The organism is Methylobacterium tarhaniae, assembly GCF_001043955.1.
GTDB lineage: Bacteria > Pseudomonadota > Alphaproteobacteria > Rhizobiales > Beijerinckiaceae > Methylobacterium > Methylobacterium tarhaniae.
Map to the genome: position 1 here is coordinate 1 of NZ_LABZ01000208.1, position 18,635 is coordinate 18,635.

Here is an 18,635-nt window from a genome sequence, read left to right on the forward strand (position 1 = left end):
CGCCAGCGCCTCGGCCAGCGCCCGCAGGCGCGTGGCCGCCGTGTTCGCGGCATTCCCCCAGGCTTCGGCGAGGTGGACCCGCAGCACGTCCGCGTCGGCCTCCGCGACGGCGCGGCGCAGCATCACCAGGTCGTGGCGCAGGCGCATCAGGGTGCGCAGCAGCGGGTCCGGATCGGGCGCGGCGGAGAGCCGGCTCCGGCGCTCGCGCGCCGCCTCGCCGGCCAGGGTCTCGAGGCGTCCGAGGCTCCGGCGCACGGCCGGCGGCAGGGCCTTCGCCTCCGGCGTCTCCTCGATATCGAGGCGGGCGAGGGCTTCGAGCTGGTCGGCGAGCAGGCGGGCGAGGCCCGCCGCCTGGACCGTCACCGCCCGGGCGGCCCGGGCCGGCGCCACCAGGAGCGAGACCGCGAGCCCGACGACGCAGCCGAGCCCGATCTCGAAGATCCGGTCGAGGGCGAAGGCCAGGGGGCCCAGGGTCGAGCCGGTGGTGGAGAGCAGCACGATGATCGCGGTGATCGGCGCGATGCGGAAGCCCGCCGAGACCGCCGCCGCGACGGTGAGGGGTGCCACCGCCACGAACAGGGCCGCGAAGGTCGAGGCGCCGCCGTGATGCGGGATCGCGAAGGCGACCGCACCGCCGTAGCAGGCGCCCACGACCGAGCCGAGGAAGCGGTCGAGCGCGGCCTTGAGCGAGCCGCCGATGCTGCTCTGGGTGACGATGAGGGCGGTGATGACCGCCCAATAGGCCTGCGGCAGGTCGAGGGATTCGGCCAGCCCGAAGGTCGCGAGGCTCGCCGCGGTCATCCGCACCGCCTGCGTCAGGCGCGGCCTCTGGCGGTCGAGCGCGCGCCGCAGGCGCTCGGTGCGGGATGTCGGGCTGTCCGTCGGAGGGGCCATGGCGGGGAGGGAGCCGCTACGCGCCGCCGAGTCAATGGCCTCGGTCGAGTTCGCGTGTGGCCAAGGCGTCATCCGGGCTTTACCGGAGCCATGCGATATCCTTACGACAGACGAGCGGAAAGCAACGCGAGAGTCAGGGCGGTGACGATGCGCAAGATCGCGGGTGTAGTCGGGATTATCGGCATGCTGGCAGCCGTGCCGGCAGAGGCGCGGTCACTGGCCGCGATCAAGCAGGACGGCACGCTGCGGGTCGGCATGACCGGCGATTACGCCCCCTATTCGTTACGCCTGCCCGACGGCAGCCTCAAGGGCGCCGACGTGACCATGGCGGGCGAGCTCGCCAAGGTCCTCGGCGTCAAGGTCGAGATCGTGCCGACGACCTGGAAGACCCTGAAGGACGACCTGCTGGCCGACCGCTACGACGTCGCCATGGGCGGCGTCACCGTCACGCCCGACCGGGCGTCGGTCGCCGACTTCTCGGTGCCGGTGCTCACCGACGGCAAGCGACCGATCGTACGCTGCGCCGACAAGGCCCGCTTCGTCACGGTCAAGGACATCGACAAGCCGGAGGTCCGCGTCGTGGTCAATCCCGGCGGCACCAACCAGCGCTTCGCCGACGCCAACTTCCCGCACGCCTCGGTGCGGGTGTTTCCCGACAACCGCGCCATCTTCCAGGAGATCGCGCAGAACCGCGCCGACGTGATGGTCACCGACGGGACCGAGGTCGATTACCAGTCGCGGGTGAATCCCGGCGTGCTCTGCCCGGCCACCGTGCCCGACGCCTTCAACAAGAACGACAAGGCCTATTGGATGACCCGCGACCCGGCCCTGAAGGCGGCGGTCGACGAGTGGCTGACGAAGACGCTGAAGAGCGGCGCCTATGCCAGGGCGCTGGCGAAGGCGGCAGAGTAGGGGGGTCAAGGCCGCGCCCGGCCCCGAGAGGGGCAGGATGTGGAGAGAGCCCGTTCGATTGCCCTCTACGGATCTCACACCCACTGTGTCGTTCCGGGGCCGCGTAGCGGAGCCCGGAATGACGCGGAGGGTGTCGGGACCGTCGTCCGATCCTGTCTCGGCTCAGCCCAGGATCTCGGCTCAGCCCAGGAACCCGATCGAGATCCACGGCACCAGGATCACCACGACCAGGCCGGCCAGGAGCGCCAGCATGTAGCCGACGATCGGCTTGATGCCGGCATCGGGATGGATCCGGCTGATCGCGCAGGCGGCGTAGTACCCGACGCCGAAGGGCGGCGCGAAGAGGCCGACGCCCATCGCCAGGATCACCACCATCGCGTAGTGCACCTCGTGCACGCCGACCTGGCGGGCGATCGGGAACAGCAGCGGGCCGAACAGCACGATCGCCGGGATGCCCTCCAGCACCGAGCCGAGGATGACGAAGGCCACCGCCGACACGACCAGGAAGCCGAGCGCCCCGCCGGGCAGGCTCTTCATCATCACCGCGAGGCTCTGCGAGAAGCCCGACTGGGTCAGCGCCCAGGCCATGCCGGTCGCCGCGCCGATGATCAGCAGGATGGCCCCCGACAGCGAGGCGGTCGAGACCAGCATCGGGTAGACCCGGCGCCAGTCGAACTGGCGGTAGATCAGGAGGCCGGCCAGGATCGCGTAGACGATGCCGATGGTCGAGACTTCCGTGGCGGTGGCCACGCCCTCGACCACCGCGGCGCGGATGACGAAGGGCAGGGCGATCGCCGGGAAGGCGATGACGAGGGCCTTGGCCACCTCGCCCTTGGTGGCGCGCCGGACGTGGCTCAGGTCCTCGCCGCGATAGCGCCACCAGACCAGCATGCACAGCGTGATGCCGAGCACGACGCCGGGCATCAGGCCGCCGGTGAAGAGCGCGGTGATCGACACGCCGGTCACCGACCCGATGGTGATCAGCACCAGCGAGGGCGGGATGGTCTCGGTCTGCGCGCCGGTGGCGGCGAGCAACGCCACGAGGTCGCCCTCCTTGGCGCCGCGCTTCTTCATCTCGGGGAACAGCACCGGGGCCACCGCCGCCATGTCGGCCGCCTTGGAGCCCGAGATGCCCGAGACGAGATACATCGCGCCGACCAGCACGTAGTGCAGACCGCCGCGGACGTGCCCGAGCAGGCTCGCCAGGAAGCCCACCATGGCCTTGGCCATGCCGGTCATCTCGATGAGCAGGCCGAGGAACACGAAGAGCGGCACGGCGAGCAGGATGAGGTGGCTCATCCCCTCGTCCATGCGCCCGACCACCACCATGGCGGGAGCCCGCGTGGTGAGCATCAGGTAGCCGAAGGTGGCGAGCCCGAACGCGAAGGCGATCGGCACGCCGGTGAAGACCAGGGCGCCGACGCCGAGGACGAAGAAGATCAGGAGGTTCCAGTTGCCGAGCGTGCGCAAGCTCGGCTCGGCCAGCATCAGGGCGGCGATGATGAGGCCGGTCAGCGCCACCGCGCCGACCGCGTGGCGCCAGTCGGCGCATTCGATCAGGCGCAGGGCGGCCACGACCAGCATCAGGGCGAAGCCGACCGGCAGGGCGGCGGCGCGCCAGGCATTGGTGATCTCGAGCGCCGGCGTCTGGACGAAGACCTCTTCCGCCGCGAACTCGTAGGCCGGGTGCAGCAGCATCAGCACGAAGGCGAGGCCGGCGGCGAGCGCCACCGCCTCCAGGAAGGCCTGCGTCTTGATGGACGCCATGCTGACGAGCGCCGTCATCCGCATGTGCTCGGCGCGACGGTAGGCCACGACCGAGCCCAACATGGCGAGCCACAAGAACAGGATCGAGGCCAGCTCGTCCGACCAGACGATGGGCGAGTGGAAGACGTAGCGGCTGACGACGCCCGCGAGCAGCACCACGATTTCGGCCACCACCAGGAGGGCGGCGGGAATCTCGATCAGCGGGCCGAGGGCATTGTCGAGCGTGCGCGCCCAGGCGCGCTTGGCGGAGGACGCCGGCAGGGCCGGCGTCTCCGTTGCGATGTCGACGTGCATCTGTCGCCTCCCTCAGGCCAATTTGCCGGAGACGGCCTCGAGGTGATCCCAGGCCGCGTCGCCGTACTTGTTCTTCCAGTCCTTGTAGAATGTCGTGCGGCCGAGCGCATCGCGAAATTTCTGGCGGTCGACCTCGAGGAAGGTGATTCCCTTGGATCCGAGCTCCTGGCGCAGCGAGGCGCTCAGGCGGACGATGTCGGCCCGCTGGTCGTCGGCCGAGCGGTCGAGCTCGCGGGACACGATGGCGCGCAGGTCCTCGGGCAGGCGCTGGACAGCCTTCTTGTTGCCGAGCATCCAGTAGCCGTCCCAGACGTGGCCGGTGAGGCTGCAGCTCTTCTGCACCTCGTAGAGCCGGGTCGTCGCCGTGATGGCGAGCGGGTTCTCCTGGCCCTCGAAGATCTTGGTCTGCAGCGCCGAATACAGCTCGTTGAAGTTGAGCGGGGCGGCACCGGCATCGAGCGCCTTGAACAGCGAGGTCAGCATCGGCGACGGGGGCACGCGGATCTTGAACCCCTTCAGGTCCTCCGGCGTCTTGATCTCCCGGGTCGAGGAGGTGATGTGGCGAAAGCCGTTGTCCCACACCTTCGACACGGTCTGGATCGGCGTCTTGGCGATCTGCTCGCGGACGTAAGCCCCGAGCCCCCCGTCCATCGCCTTCCAGACGTCGTCGTAATCCTTGAACGCGAAGCCGGTATTGGGCAAGGCCGCGGCGGCGACGAAGGTCGAGAGGATCGAGGTCGAGAGATTGAAGAACTCGACGCTGCCGTTGCGGACCTGCGACAGCAGGTCGGTGTCGGAGCCGAGCTGGTTGGCCGGGAACAGCTTGATGTCGAGCCGCCCGTTCGAGGCCTCGCGGATGCGGGCCAGGGCCTCCTGGGCGCGGATGTTGACGGGATGGGTCGGGTCCTGGCCGGTGGCGAGCTTGTACTCGAACTCGGCGGCGCGCACGGGGCGGGTGAAGACCGTGGCGAGGGGGAAGGCGGCGGCGCCGGCGAGCAGCGTGCGGCGGGAGAGAGTGTGGCTCATGGGGTTTCCTTGGGGGTTTCCTCGGGGATGGGGAGGGCCGGTTGGGCCGGCCTCTGGACGTGCGTGATCGGTCTTTCCGCGGCGTCGCCGCAGATTCAGGAAGAACCGCGGGCCCCCCTCCAGGCGATGCCGGGCTTGCCAGAGATCCTTGCCCGGTATCGCTGCAAGGTGTGGGAGAGGGGAGATGCGCTCGAATTACTTGCCGTTCAGCGCCCGATACGAGCCGATCACCTGGCTGTCGTCTTCCGCGCCGGCTCCACGGCCCGAGGCCGCCAGGAAGAGCTGGTGCGCCAGAGCCGCCAGCGGCAAGGCCGCCTTCTCGCTGCGGCCGGCCTCCAGCACGATGCCGAGATCCTTGACGAAGATGTCGACGGCGCTGGTGACCCGCGGGGTCTCCTCCAGCATCCGGGGCCCGCGGTCGCGCAGCATCCAGCTCGACGCCGAGGAGCCCGACACGATTTCCAGCGCCGTCGCGCCGTCGATCCCGACCTTCGCCGCCAGCGACAGGGCCTCCGCCGCCGCCGCGAGGTTGACCCCGCAGAGGAGCTGGTTGACCGCCTTCATGGTGGCGCCCTGGCCGGGCTCGGGCCCGACATGGAACACCTTGTCGCCCATGGCCTCCAGCAGCGGCCGCACCTCGGCGATCACCGCGGCGGGGGCCGCCGCCATGATGGTAAGGGTGCCGGCCTCGGCGCCGACGACCCCGCCGGAGACGGGAGCATCGACGAAGGCCCGGCCGGTCGCGGTCACGCGCTTGGCCAAAGCCGCGACGGCGGCCGGCGGGCAGGTCGCCATCAGGACGACCTCAGCGTCCGGATCCAGGCGTTCCAGGGCGCCCTCGCCGAACAGGATGGCCTCCGCCTGATCGGCATTGACCACCATCAGCACCAGGGCCCCGGCGCCGTCAGCCGCCGCCGCGACCGTGTCGGCGGGTTCGCCGCCGGCGCTCGCGAAGGCACTGCGGCCCTCCGCCCGCACGTCGAAGCCGCGGACGGAGAAGCCGTGGCGCACGAGGTTGCGGGCCATCGGCAGGCCCATCGAGCCCAAGCCCACGAATGCGACGGGAGACGTAGCGCTCACAGCCATTCGCGGATGCTCCGTACCATGGCGTTGGTCGAGATGCCGTAGCGGTCGTGGAGGGTCGGCAAGGCGCCGGCATCCAGGAACTCGTCCGGCAGGCCGACCTGGCGGAAGGCCTTCGGGATCGTGCCGGAGCGCAGGAGCAGCCCCGCCACCGCCTCGCCGAGGCCCCCCACGACCGTGTGGTTCTCGGCCACCACCACCAGGCGCCCGCCCTTGCCGGCCTCGCGCAGGATGGTCTCGGTGTCGAGCGGCTTGATCGTCGGCACGTGCAGCACCGAGACGTCGACCCTGTCCTCGCGGAGCGCGTCCGCCGCCTCGAGGGCCCGCATGGTCATCAGGCCGGTCGAGACGATCAGGACGTCGTTGCCGTCCCGGATGGTCTTCGCCTTGCCGAGCTCGAACGTGTAGCCGTACTCGTCGAGAACGAGCGGGACGTTGCCGCGCAGGAGCCGCATGTAGACCGGCCCCTTGTGGTCGGCGATGGCCGGCACGGCCTGGGCGATCTCGTGCGCGTCGCAAGGGTCGAGGATCGTCATGTTGGGCAGGCCGCGGAAGATCGCGATGTCTTCCGTCGCCTGGTGGCTCGGGCCGTAGCCGGTGGTGAGGCCGGGCAGCGCGCAGACGATCTTGACGTCGAGGTTCTCCTCCGCGATCGCCATGCAGATGAAGTCGTAGGCGCGGCGTGCCGCGAACACCGCGTAGGTGGTGGCGAAGGGCTGGAAGCCTTCCCGCGCCATGCCGGCGGCGGCGCTGATCAGCAGCTGCTCGGCCATGCCCATCTGGTAGAAGCGCTCGGGGTGCTTCTGGGCGAAGATGTGCAGGTCGGTGTACTTGCCGAGATCGGCGGTGAGGCCGACGATCTCCGGGCGCTCCTCGGCGAGCCTGGCCAGCGCGTGGCCGAACGGGGCCGGCGCGGTGCGCTGGTCGGGGCCGGCCAGCGAGGCGATCATCGCCGAGGTGGTCAGGCGTTCACCCGTCTTGGCCTCGGAGAGCCAGGCAGGGCGCGTATACTTCGAGCGTTTCATGCGGGCCTCCCGGCATCCAGGATCTTGATCGCGTCCTGCCATTCCTGCGGCTCCACCCGCAGGAAGTGGTTGCGCTCGCGCGCCTCCAGGAACGGGATGCCCTTCGCCATCGTGGTGTCGCAGATGATGATGCGGGGCTTTGGCTCCGAGCAGGCCTTGGCGGCGTCGAAGGCCCGGACGAGCGCGTCGATGTCGTTGCCGTCGACCCGCTGGACGTGCCAGCCGAACGCCTCGAAGCGCGAGGCCGCCGGCTCGAAGCCGGTGACCTGCGAGGCCGGACCGTCGGCCTGCTGGTTGTTGACGTCGACGATGGCGATCAGGTTGTCGAGCTTCCAGTGGCTCGCCGACCAGGCGCCCTCCCAGATCGAGCCCTCGCCGAGCTCGCCGTCGGAGATGAGGCAGTAGACGAACGACTCCGACTTCTTGCGCTTCAGCCCGAGACAGAAGCCGACCGCCAGCGCGAGGCCGTGGCCGAGCGAGCCGCCGGTGATCTCCATGCCGGGGGTGTAGGCGGCCATGCCGGACATCGGCAGCCGGCTGTCGTCGGCCCCGTAGCTCGCCAGCTCGTCCTCCGGGAGAATCCCGGCTTCGAGGAGCGCGGCGTAGAGCGCGATGGCGTAGTGGCCGATCGAGAGCAGGAAGCGGTCGCGCCCCTCCCATTCCGGATCGTCCGGCCGGTAGCGCATGGCGTGGAAATACGAGACCGCCAGCACGTCGGCGATGCCGAGCGCCTGGGCGATGTAGCCCTGGCCCTGGACCTCGCCCATCAGCAGGGCGTTGCGGCGGATGCGGTAGGCGCGCTCGGCGAGCGAGGGGCTGTTCGGCCGCGGCGGTGAATCGGCATGGGACATGGGTCGCCTCCGGCCTTCAGTGAATGAGCATGCCACCGTTCACGTCGATGACGGCGCCGGTGATGTAGGAGGAGAGGTCGGAGGCCAGGAACAGGCAGGCATTGGCCACGTCGTCGGCGACGCCGAGGCGGCCGAGCGGGATGCCCTTGGCGATCTCGAGCTTCAGTTCGTCGGTGAGCTTGCCGGCGGTGATGTCGGTCTGGATCAGGCCCGGGGTGATGCTGTTGACCCGCACCGTGTCGGGGCCGAGCTCGCGGGCCATCGCCTTGCCGAGGCCCAGCACGCCGCCCTTGGCGGCGCTGTAATGCGGCCCGCCGAAGATGCCGCCGCCGCGCTGCGCCGAGACCGACGACATGCAGACGATCGAGCCCGATTTCTGCTTGCGCATCTGCGGCACCACCGCCTGGCTCATGTAGAGCGTGCCGCGCAGGTTCACGTCGAGCACCGCGTCGTAGTTGCCGGGCTCGATCTCCATGAACTTCAGCGGCTGGGTGATGCCGGCATTGTTGACCAGCGCGTCGATGCGGCCGAACCGCGAGACCACCTCGTCGGCGGCGGCCTGGCAGGCGGCCTTGTCGGTGACGTTGCAGGCGAGGCCGAGATGGCCCTCGCCGATCGCGCGGGCGGCCTCCTCGGCCTGGCCGGCATCGAGATCGAGGATCACCACCTTGGCGCCGTGGCCGGCGAAGAGCTTCGCGGTGGCGCGGCCGATGCCCCGCAACGATGCGGCGCCGGTGATCAGGCACACCTTGTCGGTCAGCAGCATGTCGTCGTCCTCCCTGGCTCGTCGGGCACGAGGGAGTGCATGCCGGCCGGGGCCTCACGCCCCGGTCGCCGCCCGTCCTTGACGGTTCCTCCCTCGTCTCGTTGACCGCAGAGTGCCCGGGGCGAGGGGGCGGGGCAAACGCGGAAATTGCACGGGGAGGTGAATGGGATTCATCCGGGGCCGCTTGCCATCCGTTGCAGCGGGCACTGGCATCCCGTTCGCGACCTCATCCCGAAGTCGCGAACGAGATAAGAAACACCTGTCTTTTTTATGCCAGATCCTCCGGCAACGCGATGCTCATCTCCTGCGCCAGCCACCGCGCGAAGACCCGCAACGGGGCCCGTCGCCGCGTCGTCGCCGGATAGACGAGGTGATGGCCGACGTAAGTGACGTCCTGCGCCAGCCCGCGCAAAGGCGCGACGAGACGGCCGCTGGCGATCTCGCGCTCGGCGAGCAGGGTCGATTCGAGCGCGACCCCGAGCCCGTCGGCGGCGGCCGCGATGGCGAGGAAGCTGCGGTCGAAGCGCACCCCGAGGGGGCGAGGCGCCGGCAGGCCGTTGCGGGCGAACCAGAGCGGCCAGCGCACCTGCTTGTTGTCGCTCTGGATCAGCACCTGATCGAGGAGATCCTCCGGCGTGCGGATGCGGGCCGCCCGCTCGGGGTCGCAGAGCGGCGTCACCGTCTCGGTGCAGAGCGGCACCGTGACCAGGCCCTCGCCTCGGGGCGGGCCGTAGACGAGGTCGGCGTCGAACTCGTCGCTGACGAAGCGGGCATAGTCCATCCCGGCGGCGAGCCGCACCTCGAAGCCCGGATGGGCGGCGAGGAACCGGGCGAGCCGGGGCGTCAGCCACTGCGCCGCGAGGCTCGGCGCGCAGTGCAGGCGCAGGAGCTGCGGGCCCCGCGCCGCCACGAGGTCGAGGCCGCGATGCAGCTCGTCGAAGGCGCGGCTCACATGCTCCAGGAGCGCTTCGCCGGCGGCGGTCGGCACCACGCCCTGGCCCTGGCGCTCGAACAGGGTGACGCCGAGCAACGCCTCCATCTTGCGGATGGCGTGGCTGACGGCGCTGGCGGTCAGGTTCAGCTCCGCCGCCGCATCCTTGAAGGAGCGGCGGCGCGCCGCTGCCTCGAAGGAGCGCACGGCGGAGAGGGGGACGCGCAGGGACATGACCGCACGATGCGGCCCCGGGCGTGACGTTGGCAACCGCCCGGTTCAGCCCTCCCGGTCGGGCAGGACGATGCGGAAACGCGCGCCGGTGCGGGTCTCGTCGAGGCTCAGGGAACCCCCGTTGAGCCGGACCAGCTCGGCCGCGATGGCGAGGCCCAGACCCGTGCCGCCGGAGCGGCCCGCCCCCTGGAACGCCTCGAACAGGTGGGCCCGGGCCCGCTCGGGCAGGCCGGGGCCGTTATCGGCGACGAAGATCGTGACGGTGGTGCCGACCCGCTCCGCCTCGATCGTCACGAGAGGGGCGCCCTCGCTCGCGCCGGCAAGCCCGATCGCCTGGACGGCGTTGCGCACCAGGTTGACCAGCACCCGCGACAGCTGGTCGGGATCGGCATCGACGCTCAAGCCCTCGGGCGTGCGGTCCTCGATCGTGACGGCGGCCCCGGGCGCCAGACCGGCGAGGTCGAGGGCGTCACGCAGGACCGGCCGCAGCGGGGTCAGACGGCGCTCCGGGGGACGTTCGGCGGCGCGGCCATAGGCCAGGGTGGCCTCGCAGTAGCGGATCGCCCGGCCGAGCGTCGCGACGAGGCGCGGCGCCACCCGCTGCACCCCCGGATCGGCGACGTGCTCGAGCCTGTCGACGAGGAGCTGCGCGGTGGTGAGCAGGTTTCGCAGCTCGTGGTTGATCTTGCTCACCGAGAGGCCGAGATCGGCCAGACGCCGCTTCTGGCGCAGCTCGTCCGAGAGGATGGTCTCCATGCGGGCGAGCGCCGTCTCGGCGGCACCGATCTCGTCGCTGCGCCAGGACGGAGAGATCCGCCGCGACAGGTCCTCCGGGTCCTCCGCGAAGGTCGCGATGTTGCGCGCCAGCCGCCGCACCGGCCTGACGATCGAGAGCTGCAGCACCAGGAAGACGAGGCCGGCGGTGATGCCGGAGATCGCCAGCGAGGCGAGCAGGATCCTCCCCGAGAAGGCGATCATCGCCCGCCGCAAGGGGGCGGGATCGAGGACCAGCTCGACGAAATCGACCCCGTCCATGCCGTGGCCGACCACCCGCAGCGGCAGGGGATCGGCCCGGGTCAGGGTGCGCCAGGCGCCGCCGATGCTCTCGATCCAGCCGGCCTCGCGCAGGTCGACGGTCTCGCCCACCTCCGGCGGCATCGGCGTGAGATTGAGGAGGCGCCGCGCCCCCCCGGCCTTGAGGGCGATGGCCCGGGCGCCCACCCCCATCAGCAGCCGCTTCGCGAGGTCGTCGGAGACCCGTTGCTGGGGCGCGGCATCGAGCACCAGGGCGGCGACCTGCGCGGCGGCGACCCGGTCGGAGAGCCAGGAGCGCCGGTAGCTCGCGATGCTGGGGACGTAGATCAGCACCTCGGCGATGAGGACGAACACCACCGTGAGCAGCAGCAGGCGACCGGACAGCCCGACCCGGCCGGCGAGACGCCGGAGGCCACCCTGGCTCGCCGCGTCATCGGCCCAATGCACGGTTCTCCACGTCCTCGCTTGCCCGACGATGCTAGGACACCCCGGTCGACGGAACACTAACACGCCCGTCGGCTTCGGCCCCTCTCCCGCAGTGAGAGGGTGGGAAGCTATTCTCGGATCGGAAAAAATCCAGACGCCGGCTAGAGAATTGCGCGTGACCGTGTCACGTCGGGGTGGGGTTCAGCCGGGATTGCCGCGCCAGCGCCGCCAGGCGACCGGCAGCAGTGCCAGGGCGCCGAGGCCGAGCAGGGTGGCGATGAGCTGCGGCGTGACGACGGCCCGGAGCGACAGGGCGGCGTCGCAGGCGATGCCGCCGGCCACGACGCAGGCCTCCTTCGCCGCCTGGTGGGCCGCCACGACAGTCTCCACGCCCGCACCCGCCGAGGCGTAGATGAAGGCGCCGGGGCTGATGCCGATGAGGGTGGCGAGCGCGAAGGTCCGCAGCCGCACGCCGAAGATCGCCGGGGCGAGGTTGGTCATCCAGAACGGGAAGACCGGCAGGAGCCGCAGCACCATCACGTAGGAGAAGGCGTCGCGGCGGAAGCCTTCGGCGAGGCGGCCGAGCCGCGAGCCGGCGCGGCGCAGCAGCACCTCGCCCGCCGCCGTGCGGCCGACCGAGAACACCACGACGGCGCCGGTGGTCGCGGCGGAGATCGACACCAGCGCGCCGGCGACCGGGCCGAACAGGAAGCCGCACAGGGTCGTCATCACCACCGAGACCGGCAGCGAGACGATCACCGTGCCGACATAGGCGAGGTAGGCGCAGGCATAGGCACGCCAGAACCCCTCCGCGACCCAGGCCTTGGCATAGGCCCGGGAGGCGAGGAGCTGGTCGAGGCTGAACCAGCGGGTGATGCCGCCGACGAGGAGGCCGACGGACAGGGCCACCAGGGCGACGAGCGGCAGCACCCGCAGCCAGCCGCGCCAGGCCGGGGCCGCCACGGCCTCCGGGCCGTCGTCCCCCGGCGACGGGGCCTGCTTCTCGGAAAGGGGGGGCTCCTCAGGCAGGGGAGGCTCTTCAGGCTGGGAAGGCTCTTCAGGCTGGGAAGGCTCTTGGGGCCGGGTCAGCGCGCTCACCCGGGCTTCTGCATGCGCAGGATCTTGAAGAACCCGCCCGGGAAGGTTGGGCGCACGCCGATGAAGGTCACGCCGCGGCTCTTCGCCCAGGCCTCGATCCGGGCAGCCTTGAAGGCCGAGCTCCAGCCGATCTTCTCGCAGAGCGGCGCGACGATCTCCTCGACCTTGGCCACGGTGCCGCGGTCCTGGCCGAAATGGTTGGCGAGCACGATCATGCCGCCGGGCCGCACCACCCGCAGGAACTCGTCGAGGGCGCCTTCGGGGTCCGGCACCAGGGTGATGAGGAACTGCGCCACCACCGCGTCGAAGCTCGCATCGGCGTAGCCGAGGCGGCAGACATCCATGACCTGGAGGCCCTTGACGTGGGTGAGCCTGCGCCGGGCCACCTTGCGGTTGGCCCGCCGGAGCATGTCCTCCGACAGGTCGACGCCGTAGACCTCGGCATCCTTCGGGTAATAGCCCAGGGACAGGCCGGTGCCGACGCCGGCCTCCAGGATCCGCCGCCCGCCGACGAGAGCCGCCTCGACCGCGTCCCGGGCCGCCGGCTCGGTGAGCTTGTCGTAGACCACGTCGTAGACCGGCGCCCAGCGCGCGTAGGCCTTGCGCATCAAGGCGGTGGTGGGCCCCGCCTCTCGCGGCTCGCTCAGCATGTCCGTATCGTCTCCGAGTTCGATCGTCTCGCGGGCGTCAACGCGCGAGTGTGTGATACGATTTCCGGAAGAAATCTTCGGAAAATCGCATCGGCCGGGGGCGCGTCAGGCCGCCGCCAGGCTTGCGGCCTCGACCCGCCGGATGGTGCCGCCGCCCAGCACCCGCGCACGGGGCCCGTCATCGGCATAGATGACGCAGGCCTGGCCCGGCGACACCCCGTCCTCGGGGGTCGCGAGGGTGATCTCGGCCGTGTCCGTGTCCGGGTTCCAGGTGAGGGTGGCGGGGCGGGGCTCGCGGGTCGAGCGCACCCGCACCGCGACGCCCAGGTCGCGGGCCGCCGCGAGGGGGGCGTCGCCGAGCCAGTTCGGGTCGGCCAGCCGGATCACCGAGGTGGCGAGCGCCTCGCGCGGGCCGACCACGACCCGGGCCTCGCCGGGCTCCAGGCGCACGACGTAGAGCGGCTCGCCCGCCGCCACGTTGAGGCCGCGGCGCTGGCCGACCGTGAAGCCGATGATGCCGTCGTGACGGCCGAGGCGCCGGCCGTCGAGATGGACGATCTCGCCCGGGCGCACCGCGTCGGGGCGCAGGCGGGCGATCACGTCCTGGTAGCGCCCCTGCGGCACGAAGCAGATGTCCTGGCTGTCGGGCTTGTCGGCGACCGAGAGGCCGAAGGCCTTGGCGAGCGCCCGCGTCTCGTCCTTGGGCCGCTCGCCGAGGGGAAAGCGCAGGAGGTCGAGCTGCTCAGCCGTGGTCGCGTACAGGAAGTAGCTCTGGTCCCGGGCCGGGTCGAGGGCGCGGTGGAGCGCCCGGCCACCGCCGGGCAGCGCCCGGCTCGCGACGTAGTGGCCCGTCGCCAGCACGTCGGCGCCGAGGTCCTGGGCGGTGGTGAGCAGGTCGCGGAACTTGATCGAGCGGTTGCACTCGACGCAGGGGATCGGCGTCTCGCCCTGGAGGTAGCTGTCGGCGAAGCGGTCGATCACCGCCTCGCGGAAGCGGTCCTCGTAGTCGAGGACGTAGTGCGGGATGCCGATGGCTTCGGCGGCGCGGCGGGCGTCGTGGATGTCCTGGCCGGCGCAGCAGGCGCCGCGGCGATGGGTGGCCGCGCCGTGGTCGTAGAGCTGCAGCGTGATCCCGACCACGTCGTAGCCCTCGCGCTTCAGGAGCGCGGCGACGACGGAGGAATCGACGCCCCCGGACATCGCCACGACGACGCGGGTGTCCTCCGGGGCCTTGTGCAGATCGAGCGAGTTCATGACCGTGCGAGGGGTTTATTGGGCGGCTCCCGGAGGCAGAGTCCGGCGCCGCTCGCGGAGTCTATAGCGATCCGACCGGCGTTCTGCCAGGGCGGGAGGCGCTGCGGCCCGCAGGGAAGTTCTTGCCGGGGGCCCGGCAGATTCCGACCGGGGCACGGCCGCGGGCCGGTCGGCGCGCAAAAATCATCATGCCGGATCAATCACTTGCGCCGCCGGATGGACTGGCAGGCGGCTTGCTCTGCCGGGACCCAGGAGGTCGCCGATGCAGATCAGCGGAGCGGGTGAGGGAGGACGGATGGCGGGCCGCGAGCCGGCCCGGCCGGCGCGCGCCGCCGCGCACGAGCCGTTTCGCCCGGCCGACCGGGCCTCCGCGCGGGCCGCCGGCACGCCCCACCGGGCTCAGGCGAAGGCGAAGGCCGACGCGCCGGCGGGCGCGCCGACCGGGGCGGAGCGCGCCGACGCCGCGTCCGAGGCCCGTTCCCGCCAGGAGCGGGCCGGCGACGAGGTCGCCGACCGCCGCAGGGACGTGACCGTCGGCGACAGGGCCACCGAGGACAGGGCCACCGAGGACAGGGCCGCCCGGGCATCGGCCGCCAGAAACTCGGATCGCTGGTATTCGACGACCGGGAGCGCGACGGCCAGGAACTCTGCCGCCGACGAGGCGGTCCGGGATTCGGCCGAGGCGAAAGCCGCTGCGAAGCCGGGCGCCGCGGGCGGCACGCAGGGTCCGGCGACGCCGCCCGCCGCGGCGCAGGCCGAAGCGGTCCGGGCCGGCGCCGCCGCATCCGGCGAGACCGCGGAGGCCGCTCCCGGCGACGCGACGGACGCCGAGGAGGCGGCGGACGCTCCGGGCGCGCCTCCCGTGCTGATCCCGGCGCTCCTCGCCGCACCTGTCCCGACCCCGACGGCCGCTCCCCCCGGCGCAGCCTCCGCGCCCGGCGCGGCACCGGCCGATCCGGGTGCCGCCGCCCCTGCGGTCCAGGCGGCGGCGAGCGCCGATCCGCAGATTGCCGCGCTCCTGGCCGAGGCCGCGCCCCGGGCGGACGGGCGCAAGGACCAGCCGCAGGAGGGCGGCCCGACGCCCGCGCCCGACGGCCTCGCGATCCCAGATCCCTCGGCCCCCGCACCGCAGGTGAGGAGCGCCGACGGCCCGGCCGCCTCGGCGGCGGCGACCGAGACCCGTCCGGCGGTCTCGGTGCAGGCCCCCTTGAGCGCGGTGCCGATCGCCATCGGGATGCGGGCGCTCGCCGGCAGCAACCGCTTCGAGATCCGGCTCGATCCCTATGAGCTCGGCCGCATCGACGTCAGCCTCGACATCGACCGTCAGCACGGCGCCGTGAAGGCGCACCTCGTGGTGGAGCGGCCCGAGACCCTGGCCCTGCTCCAGCGCGATGCCGGGAGCCTGCAGCAGGCGCTGGCCCAGGCCGGGCTCGCTCCCGGCGAAGCCGGGCTGACCTTCTCGCTGCGCGACGGCGGCGGCCAGAACGCGCCGCAGCGCGACCAGGCCGGCCGGCCGCGGGAGCCTGACCGGGCCGTGTCCGGCCCGGCCGAGGCCGACGCGCAGGCGGCCCTGACGCCCCTGCGCAACCTCGGCCAGCGCCTCGGCCTCGACCTGCGAATCTAGAGACGATCCCCGATGACGAGCGAACCCGCGAGATCCCGATGACCGCCGGCATCAGCAGCCTGACCAACCTCTCCAGCCCGACCGCCGGCAAGACCGGAAGCGACGCCAGCACGATCGCCGGGAACTTCAACCAGTTCCTGACCCTGCTGACGACGCAGCTGCAGAACCAGAACCCGCTCGATCCCCTCGACACCAACCAGTTCACCCAGCAGCTGGTGCAGTTCGCCTCGGTCGAGCAGCAGCTCAAGACCAACGACCAGCTCGGCAGCCTGATCACCGCCAGCAAGGCGTCCGCCGCGGCGACCGCCTCCGGCCTGATCGGCAAGACCGTGACGGCGGACGGCGCCACGACCTCGCTCGCCGAGGGCGCTGCGACCTGGACGCTCAACCCGGCGCGGGCCGCCGCCAAGGCCGTCCTGTCCATCACGGATGCCAAGGGCAACGTGTTGGCCACCCAGACCAAAGCGCTGCCCGCCGGCAGACAGAGCTTCACCTGGGACGGCCGCAGCTCCACCGGGCAGCTCGCCGCGGACGGCAAGTACACCCTGAAGGTGCAGGCCCTCGACGCCACGGGCGCGAGCGTCAGCGTCGACACCAAGATCAGCGGGGCGATCTCCAGCGTGGACGTCACCGGCGCCGAACCGGTCCTGACCATCGGCGACCGCACCGTGGCCCTCAGCAGCGTCGAGGCGATCGGTGGCACCGGCAGCAACTGATTCGGTGGATTGCTGTGGATTACGAATCACATGCGAGGGAAATGATTCAAGCAATCTTAAGCGCGGGTGCCTAGCGTCGGTCTCGACAGGTCAGTCGAGTGTAGAGCGTATCATGACCGAACCGCATCGCCCGAGGGTGAAGTACGTCATCGGGCCAGACGGAAGTCCGCTGACCATCGCGGACCTTCCTCCGACCGATACCCGCCGATGGGTGATCCGGCGCAAGGCCGAGGTGGTGGCCGCCGTGCGCGGCGGGCTCCTGAGTCTCGAAGAGGCGTGCCAGCGTTACACGCTGACCACCGAGGAATTCCTGAGCTGGCAGTACTCGATCGAGCAGCACGGCCTCGCCGGCCTGCGCACGACGCGGATCCAGCACTACCGGCAATAGCCGCGCCCCGGATCCCGGCGTCGCGGCCCGGGACGCCGTCAGGCCTCGTTCAGGCCGGCGGCGTCCCGGGCCTGCGCGCATCGGATCGCGCGGCGTTAACCAAGTCATAACCACGACCCGGCAAATTTTGCCCTGGGGCCGCTGTGGCCCCGCTTGGCGGGTGCGTGACGTCGTGAAGCCGGTTCTCGATCTGGTGGCGAAGCTGGGGCCCGCGCGGCTCGCCGCGATGGGTGCGGTGACCCTCGCGCTCATCGGCTTCTTCGCCTTCGTCATCCTGCGGGTCTCGCGCCCCGACATGGGCGTGCTCTACACCGACCTCTCGGTGCAGGATGCCAGCGCCGTGGTGCGCGACCTCGAGACGCGGGGCATCCGCTACGAGACCAAGGGCGATACCGGCCAGACCGTGCTGGCGCCCCGGGCCGATCTCGCCCGCCTGCGCATGGACCTCGCCGCGAAGGGCCTGCCGAGCGCCGGCGGCGTCGGCTACGAGATCTTCGACAAGGGCGACGCCTTCTCGTCGACGAGCTTCGTCCAGAACGTCAATCACCTGCGGGCGCTGGAAGGCGAGCTCGCCCGCTCGATCCGGGCGATCGGCCGGGTGCAGGCGGCCCGCGTCCATCTCGTCCTGCCCGAGAAGCGGCTGTTTTCCCGCGACCGCGAGGCGCCGAGCGCCGCGATCGTGGTGCGGCTCGCCGGCGATCTCGATCCGGGCCAGGTCCGGGCGGTGCGTCACCTCGTCGCCTCGGCGGTCGAGGGCCTGAAGCCCGAGCGCATCTCGATCGTCGACGAGCGCGGGCGGCTCCTGGCCGACGGCGCCCGCGGGGCGGAGGACCAGGCCGGGATCGGCCTCGACGAGCGCCAGGCCGGCATGGAGCGGCGCCTGCGCAACCAGGTCGAGGAGATCGTCGCCGGCATCGTCGGCTCGGGCCGCGCCCGGGTCCAGGTCACGGCCGAGCTCGATGCCAACCGGGTCGAGAGCCGCTCGGAGACCTTCGATCCCGAGAGCCGCGTGGTGCGCTCGACCCAGACCCGCAGTGAGAACTCGCAGTCGCAGAGCAACGAGAACGGCGTCAGCGTCGGCAACGAATTGCCCGGCGCCAACCAGGGCCAGCAGAACCAGGGTCCCCGGGAAGCCTCGAACAAGAACGAGGAGACCACGAACTACGAGATCTCCCGGGTCACCCGCACCGAGGTGAACGAGGGCGGCCGGGTCAAGCGCCTGTCGGTGGCGGTGCTGATCGACGGCACCTACGCGGCCGGGCCGGACGGCAAGCCGGCCTACGCGCCGCGCCCGGCGCCCGAGCTGGAGCGGATCACCGCGCTGGTGCGCACCGCCGTCGGCTACGACAAGGCCCGGGGCGACCAGGTCGAGGTGGTGAACCTGCGCTTCGCCGACACCCCCGCGGTGCCGGAGCTCCAGGAGCAGGGCTTCCTCGCCTCGATCCTGCAGCCGAGCAAGGAGGACGTGCTGCGCATCGCCGAGATGACGGTGCTGTTCTTCCTCGGCCTCGTGGTGCTGATGACCGTGGTGCGCCCGCTGGTGCAGAAGGTCGTCGCCTCGGAGGCGCCGGCCCTGACCCTGGGCCAGGTCAGGGTCCTGACCGATTCCAACGGCGTGCTGATGACGGTCGAGGGCGCGGCGGGGGCGGGGACGGGGGGCT

The 18,635-nt window shown here is 71.5% G+C and carries 17 protein-coding genes; 5 read left to right on the forward strand and 12 right to left on the reverse strand.

Annotation, left to right across the window (positions count from 1 at the left end):
* On the reverse strand, positions 1–894 hold an 894-nt coding region (locus VQ03_RS25485), incomplete at its 3' end, for an FUSC family protein (RefSeq protein ID WP_048453717.1).
* 183 nt (positions 895–1,077) lie between these two features.
* On the opposite strand from VQ03_RS25485, the gene VQ03_RS25490 reads away from it, so the two are divergent.
* Positions 1,078–1,806, forward strand: coding sequence for a transporter substrate-binding domain-containing protein (locus tag VQ03_RS25490; RefSeq protein WP_245292193.1), 729 nt, complete (start codon positions 1,078–1,080; stop codon positions 1,804–1,806).
* Between the two features lie 180 nt (positions 1,807–1,986).
* On the opposite strand, the gene VQ03_RS25495 is transcribed toward VQ03_RS25490, so the two are convergent.
* The 11 genes from VQ03_RS25495 to mnmA form a co-directional block, all read right to left on the reverse strand.
* Positions 1,987–3,867, reverse strand: a complete 1,881-nt coding sequence (locus tag VQ03_RS25495) for a TRAP transporter large permease (protein WP_048453718.1) — start codon at positions 3,865–3,867, stop codon at positions 1,987–1,989.
* Between the two features lie 12 nt (positions 3,868–3,879).
* Complete coding sequence (locus VQ03_RS25500; RefSeq protein ID WP_048453719.1) at positions 3,880–4,893, reverse strand: TRAP transporter substrate-binding protein; 1,014 nt, start codon at positions 4,891–4,893, stop codon at positions 3,880–3,882.
* Between the two features lie 195 nt (positions 4,894–5,088).
* Positions 5,089–5,973 (reverse strand): NAD(P)-dependent oxidoreductase, encoded by an 885-nt coding sequence (locus VQ03_RS25505; protein ID WP_425350095.1) that lies wholly within the window; start codon positions 5,971–5,973, stop codon positions 5,089–5,091.
* Positions 5,970–7,001 carry a transketolase family protein gene (locus tag VQ03_RS25510; RefSeq protein ID WP_048453721.1) on the reverse strand — a complete coding sequence of 344 codons (1,032 nt, stop codon included), beginning with the start codon at positions 6,999–7,001 and terminating at the stop codon, positions 5,970–5,972. The genes VQ03_RS25505 and VQ03_RS25510 overlap by 4 nt, the downstream gene beginning before the upstream one ends.
* A complete protein-coding gene (locus VQ03_RS25515) occupies positions 6,998–7,852 on the reverse strand; it encodes a transketolase (RefSeq protein ID WP_048453722.1) in 855 nt (284 codons plus the stop codon). The genes VQ03_RS25510 and VQ03_RS25515 overlap by 4 nt, the downstream gene beginning before the upstream one ends.
* Before the next feature lie 16 nt (positions 7,853–7,868).
* Positions 7,869–8,618 (reverse strand): SDR family NAD(P)-dependent oxidoreductase, encoded by a 750-nt coding sequence (locus tag VQ03_RS25520; protein ID WP_048453723.1) that lies wholly within the window; start codon positions 8,616–8,618, stop codon positions 7,869–7,871.
* Positions 8,619–8,886: 268 nt separating this feature from the next.
* Positions 8,887–9,783 carry a LysR substrate-binding domain-containing protein gene (locus VQ03_RS25525; RefSeq protein ID WP_048453724.1) on the reverse strand — a complete coding sequence of 299 codons (897 nt, stop codon included), beginning with the start codon at positions 9,781–9,783 and terminating at the stop codon, positions 8,887–8,889.
* A gap of 45 nt (positions 9,784–9,828) precedes the next feature.
* Positions 9,829–11,265 carry a sensor histidine kinase gene (locus VQ03_RS25530; protein ID WP_048453725.1) on the reverse strand — a complete coding sequence of 479 codons (1,437 nt, stop codon included), beginning with the start codon at positions 11,263–11,265 and terminating at the stop codon, positions 9,829–9,831.
* Positions 11,266–11,445: 180 nt separating this feature from the next.
* The gene (locus VQ03_RS25535) at positions 11,446–12,207 is read right to left on the reverse strand and encodes a TVP38/TMEM64 family protein (protein WP_048453726.1); all 762 of its coding nucleotides are present in this window, start codon (positions 12,205–12,207) and stop codon (positions 11,446–11,448) included.
* A gap of 131 nt (positions 12,208–12,338) precedes the next feature.
* Positions 12,339–12,992: a class I SAM-dependent methyltransferase gene (locus tag VQ03_RS25540; RefSeq protein ID WP_048453727.1), complete on the reverse strand. Its 654-nt coding sequence runs from the start codon at positions 12,990–12,992 to the stop codon at positions 12,339–12,341.
* 105 nt (positions 12,993–13,097) lie between these two features.
* A complete protein-coding gene (mnmA, locus tag VQ03_RS25545) occupies positions 13,098–14,246 on the reverse strand; it encodes a tRNA 2-thiouridine(34) synthase MnmA (RefSeq protein WP_048453728.1) in 1,149 nt (382 codons plus the stop codon).
* Positions 14,247–14,508: 262 nt separating this feature from the next.
* On the opposite strand from mnmA, the gene VQ03_RS25550 reads away from it, so the two are divergent.
* The 4 genes from VQ03_RS25550 to fliF all read left to right on the forward strand — a co-directional run.
* Positions 14,509–15,870, forward strand: a complete 1,362-nt coding sequence (locus VQ03_RS25550) for a flagellar hook-length control protein FliK (protein WP_083468212.1) — start codon at positions 14,509–14,511, stop codon at positions 15,868–15,870.
* Between the two features lie 38 nt (positions 15,871–15,908).
* Complete coding sequence (locus tag VQ03_RS25555) at positions 15,909–16,586, forward strand: flagellar hook assembly protein FlgD (RefSeq protein ID WP_048453729.1); 678 nt, start codon at positions 15,909–15,911, stop codon at positions 16,584–16,586.
* Between the two features lie 112 nt (positions 16,587–16,698).
* Positions 16,699–16,974 carry a CtrA inhibitor SciP gene (gene sciP / locus VQ03_RS25560; RefSeq protein WP_048443591.1) on the forward strand — a complete coding sequence of 92 codons (276 nt, stop codon included), beginning with the start codon at positions 16,699–16,701 and terminating at the stop codon, positions 16,972–16,974.
* Between the two features lie 172 nt (positions 16,975–17,146).
* A partial coding sequence (gene fliF, locus VQ03_RS25565; protein WP_048453730.1) for a flagellar basal-body MS-ring/collar protein FliF occupies positions 17,147–18,635 on the forward strand: 1,489 nt, incomplete at its 3' end.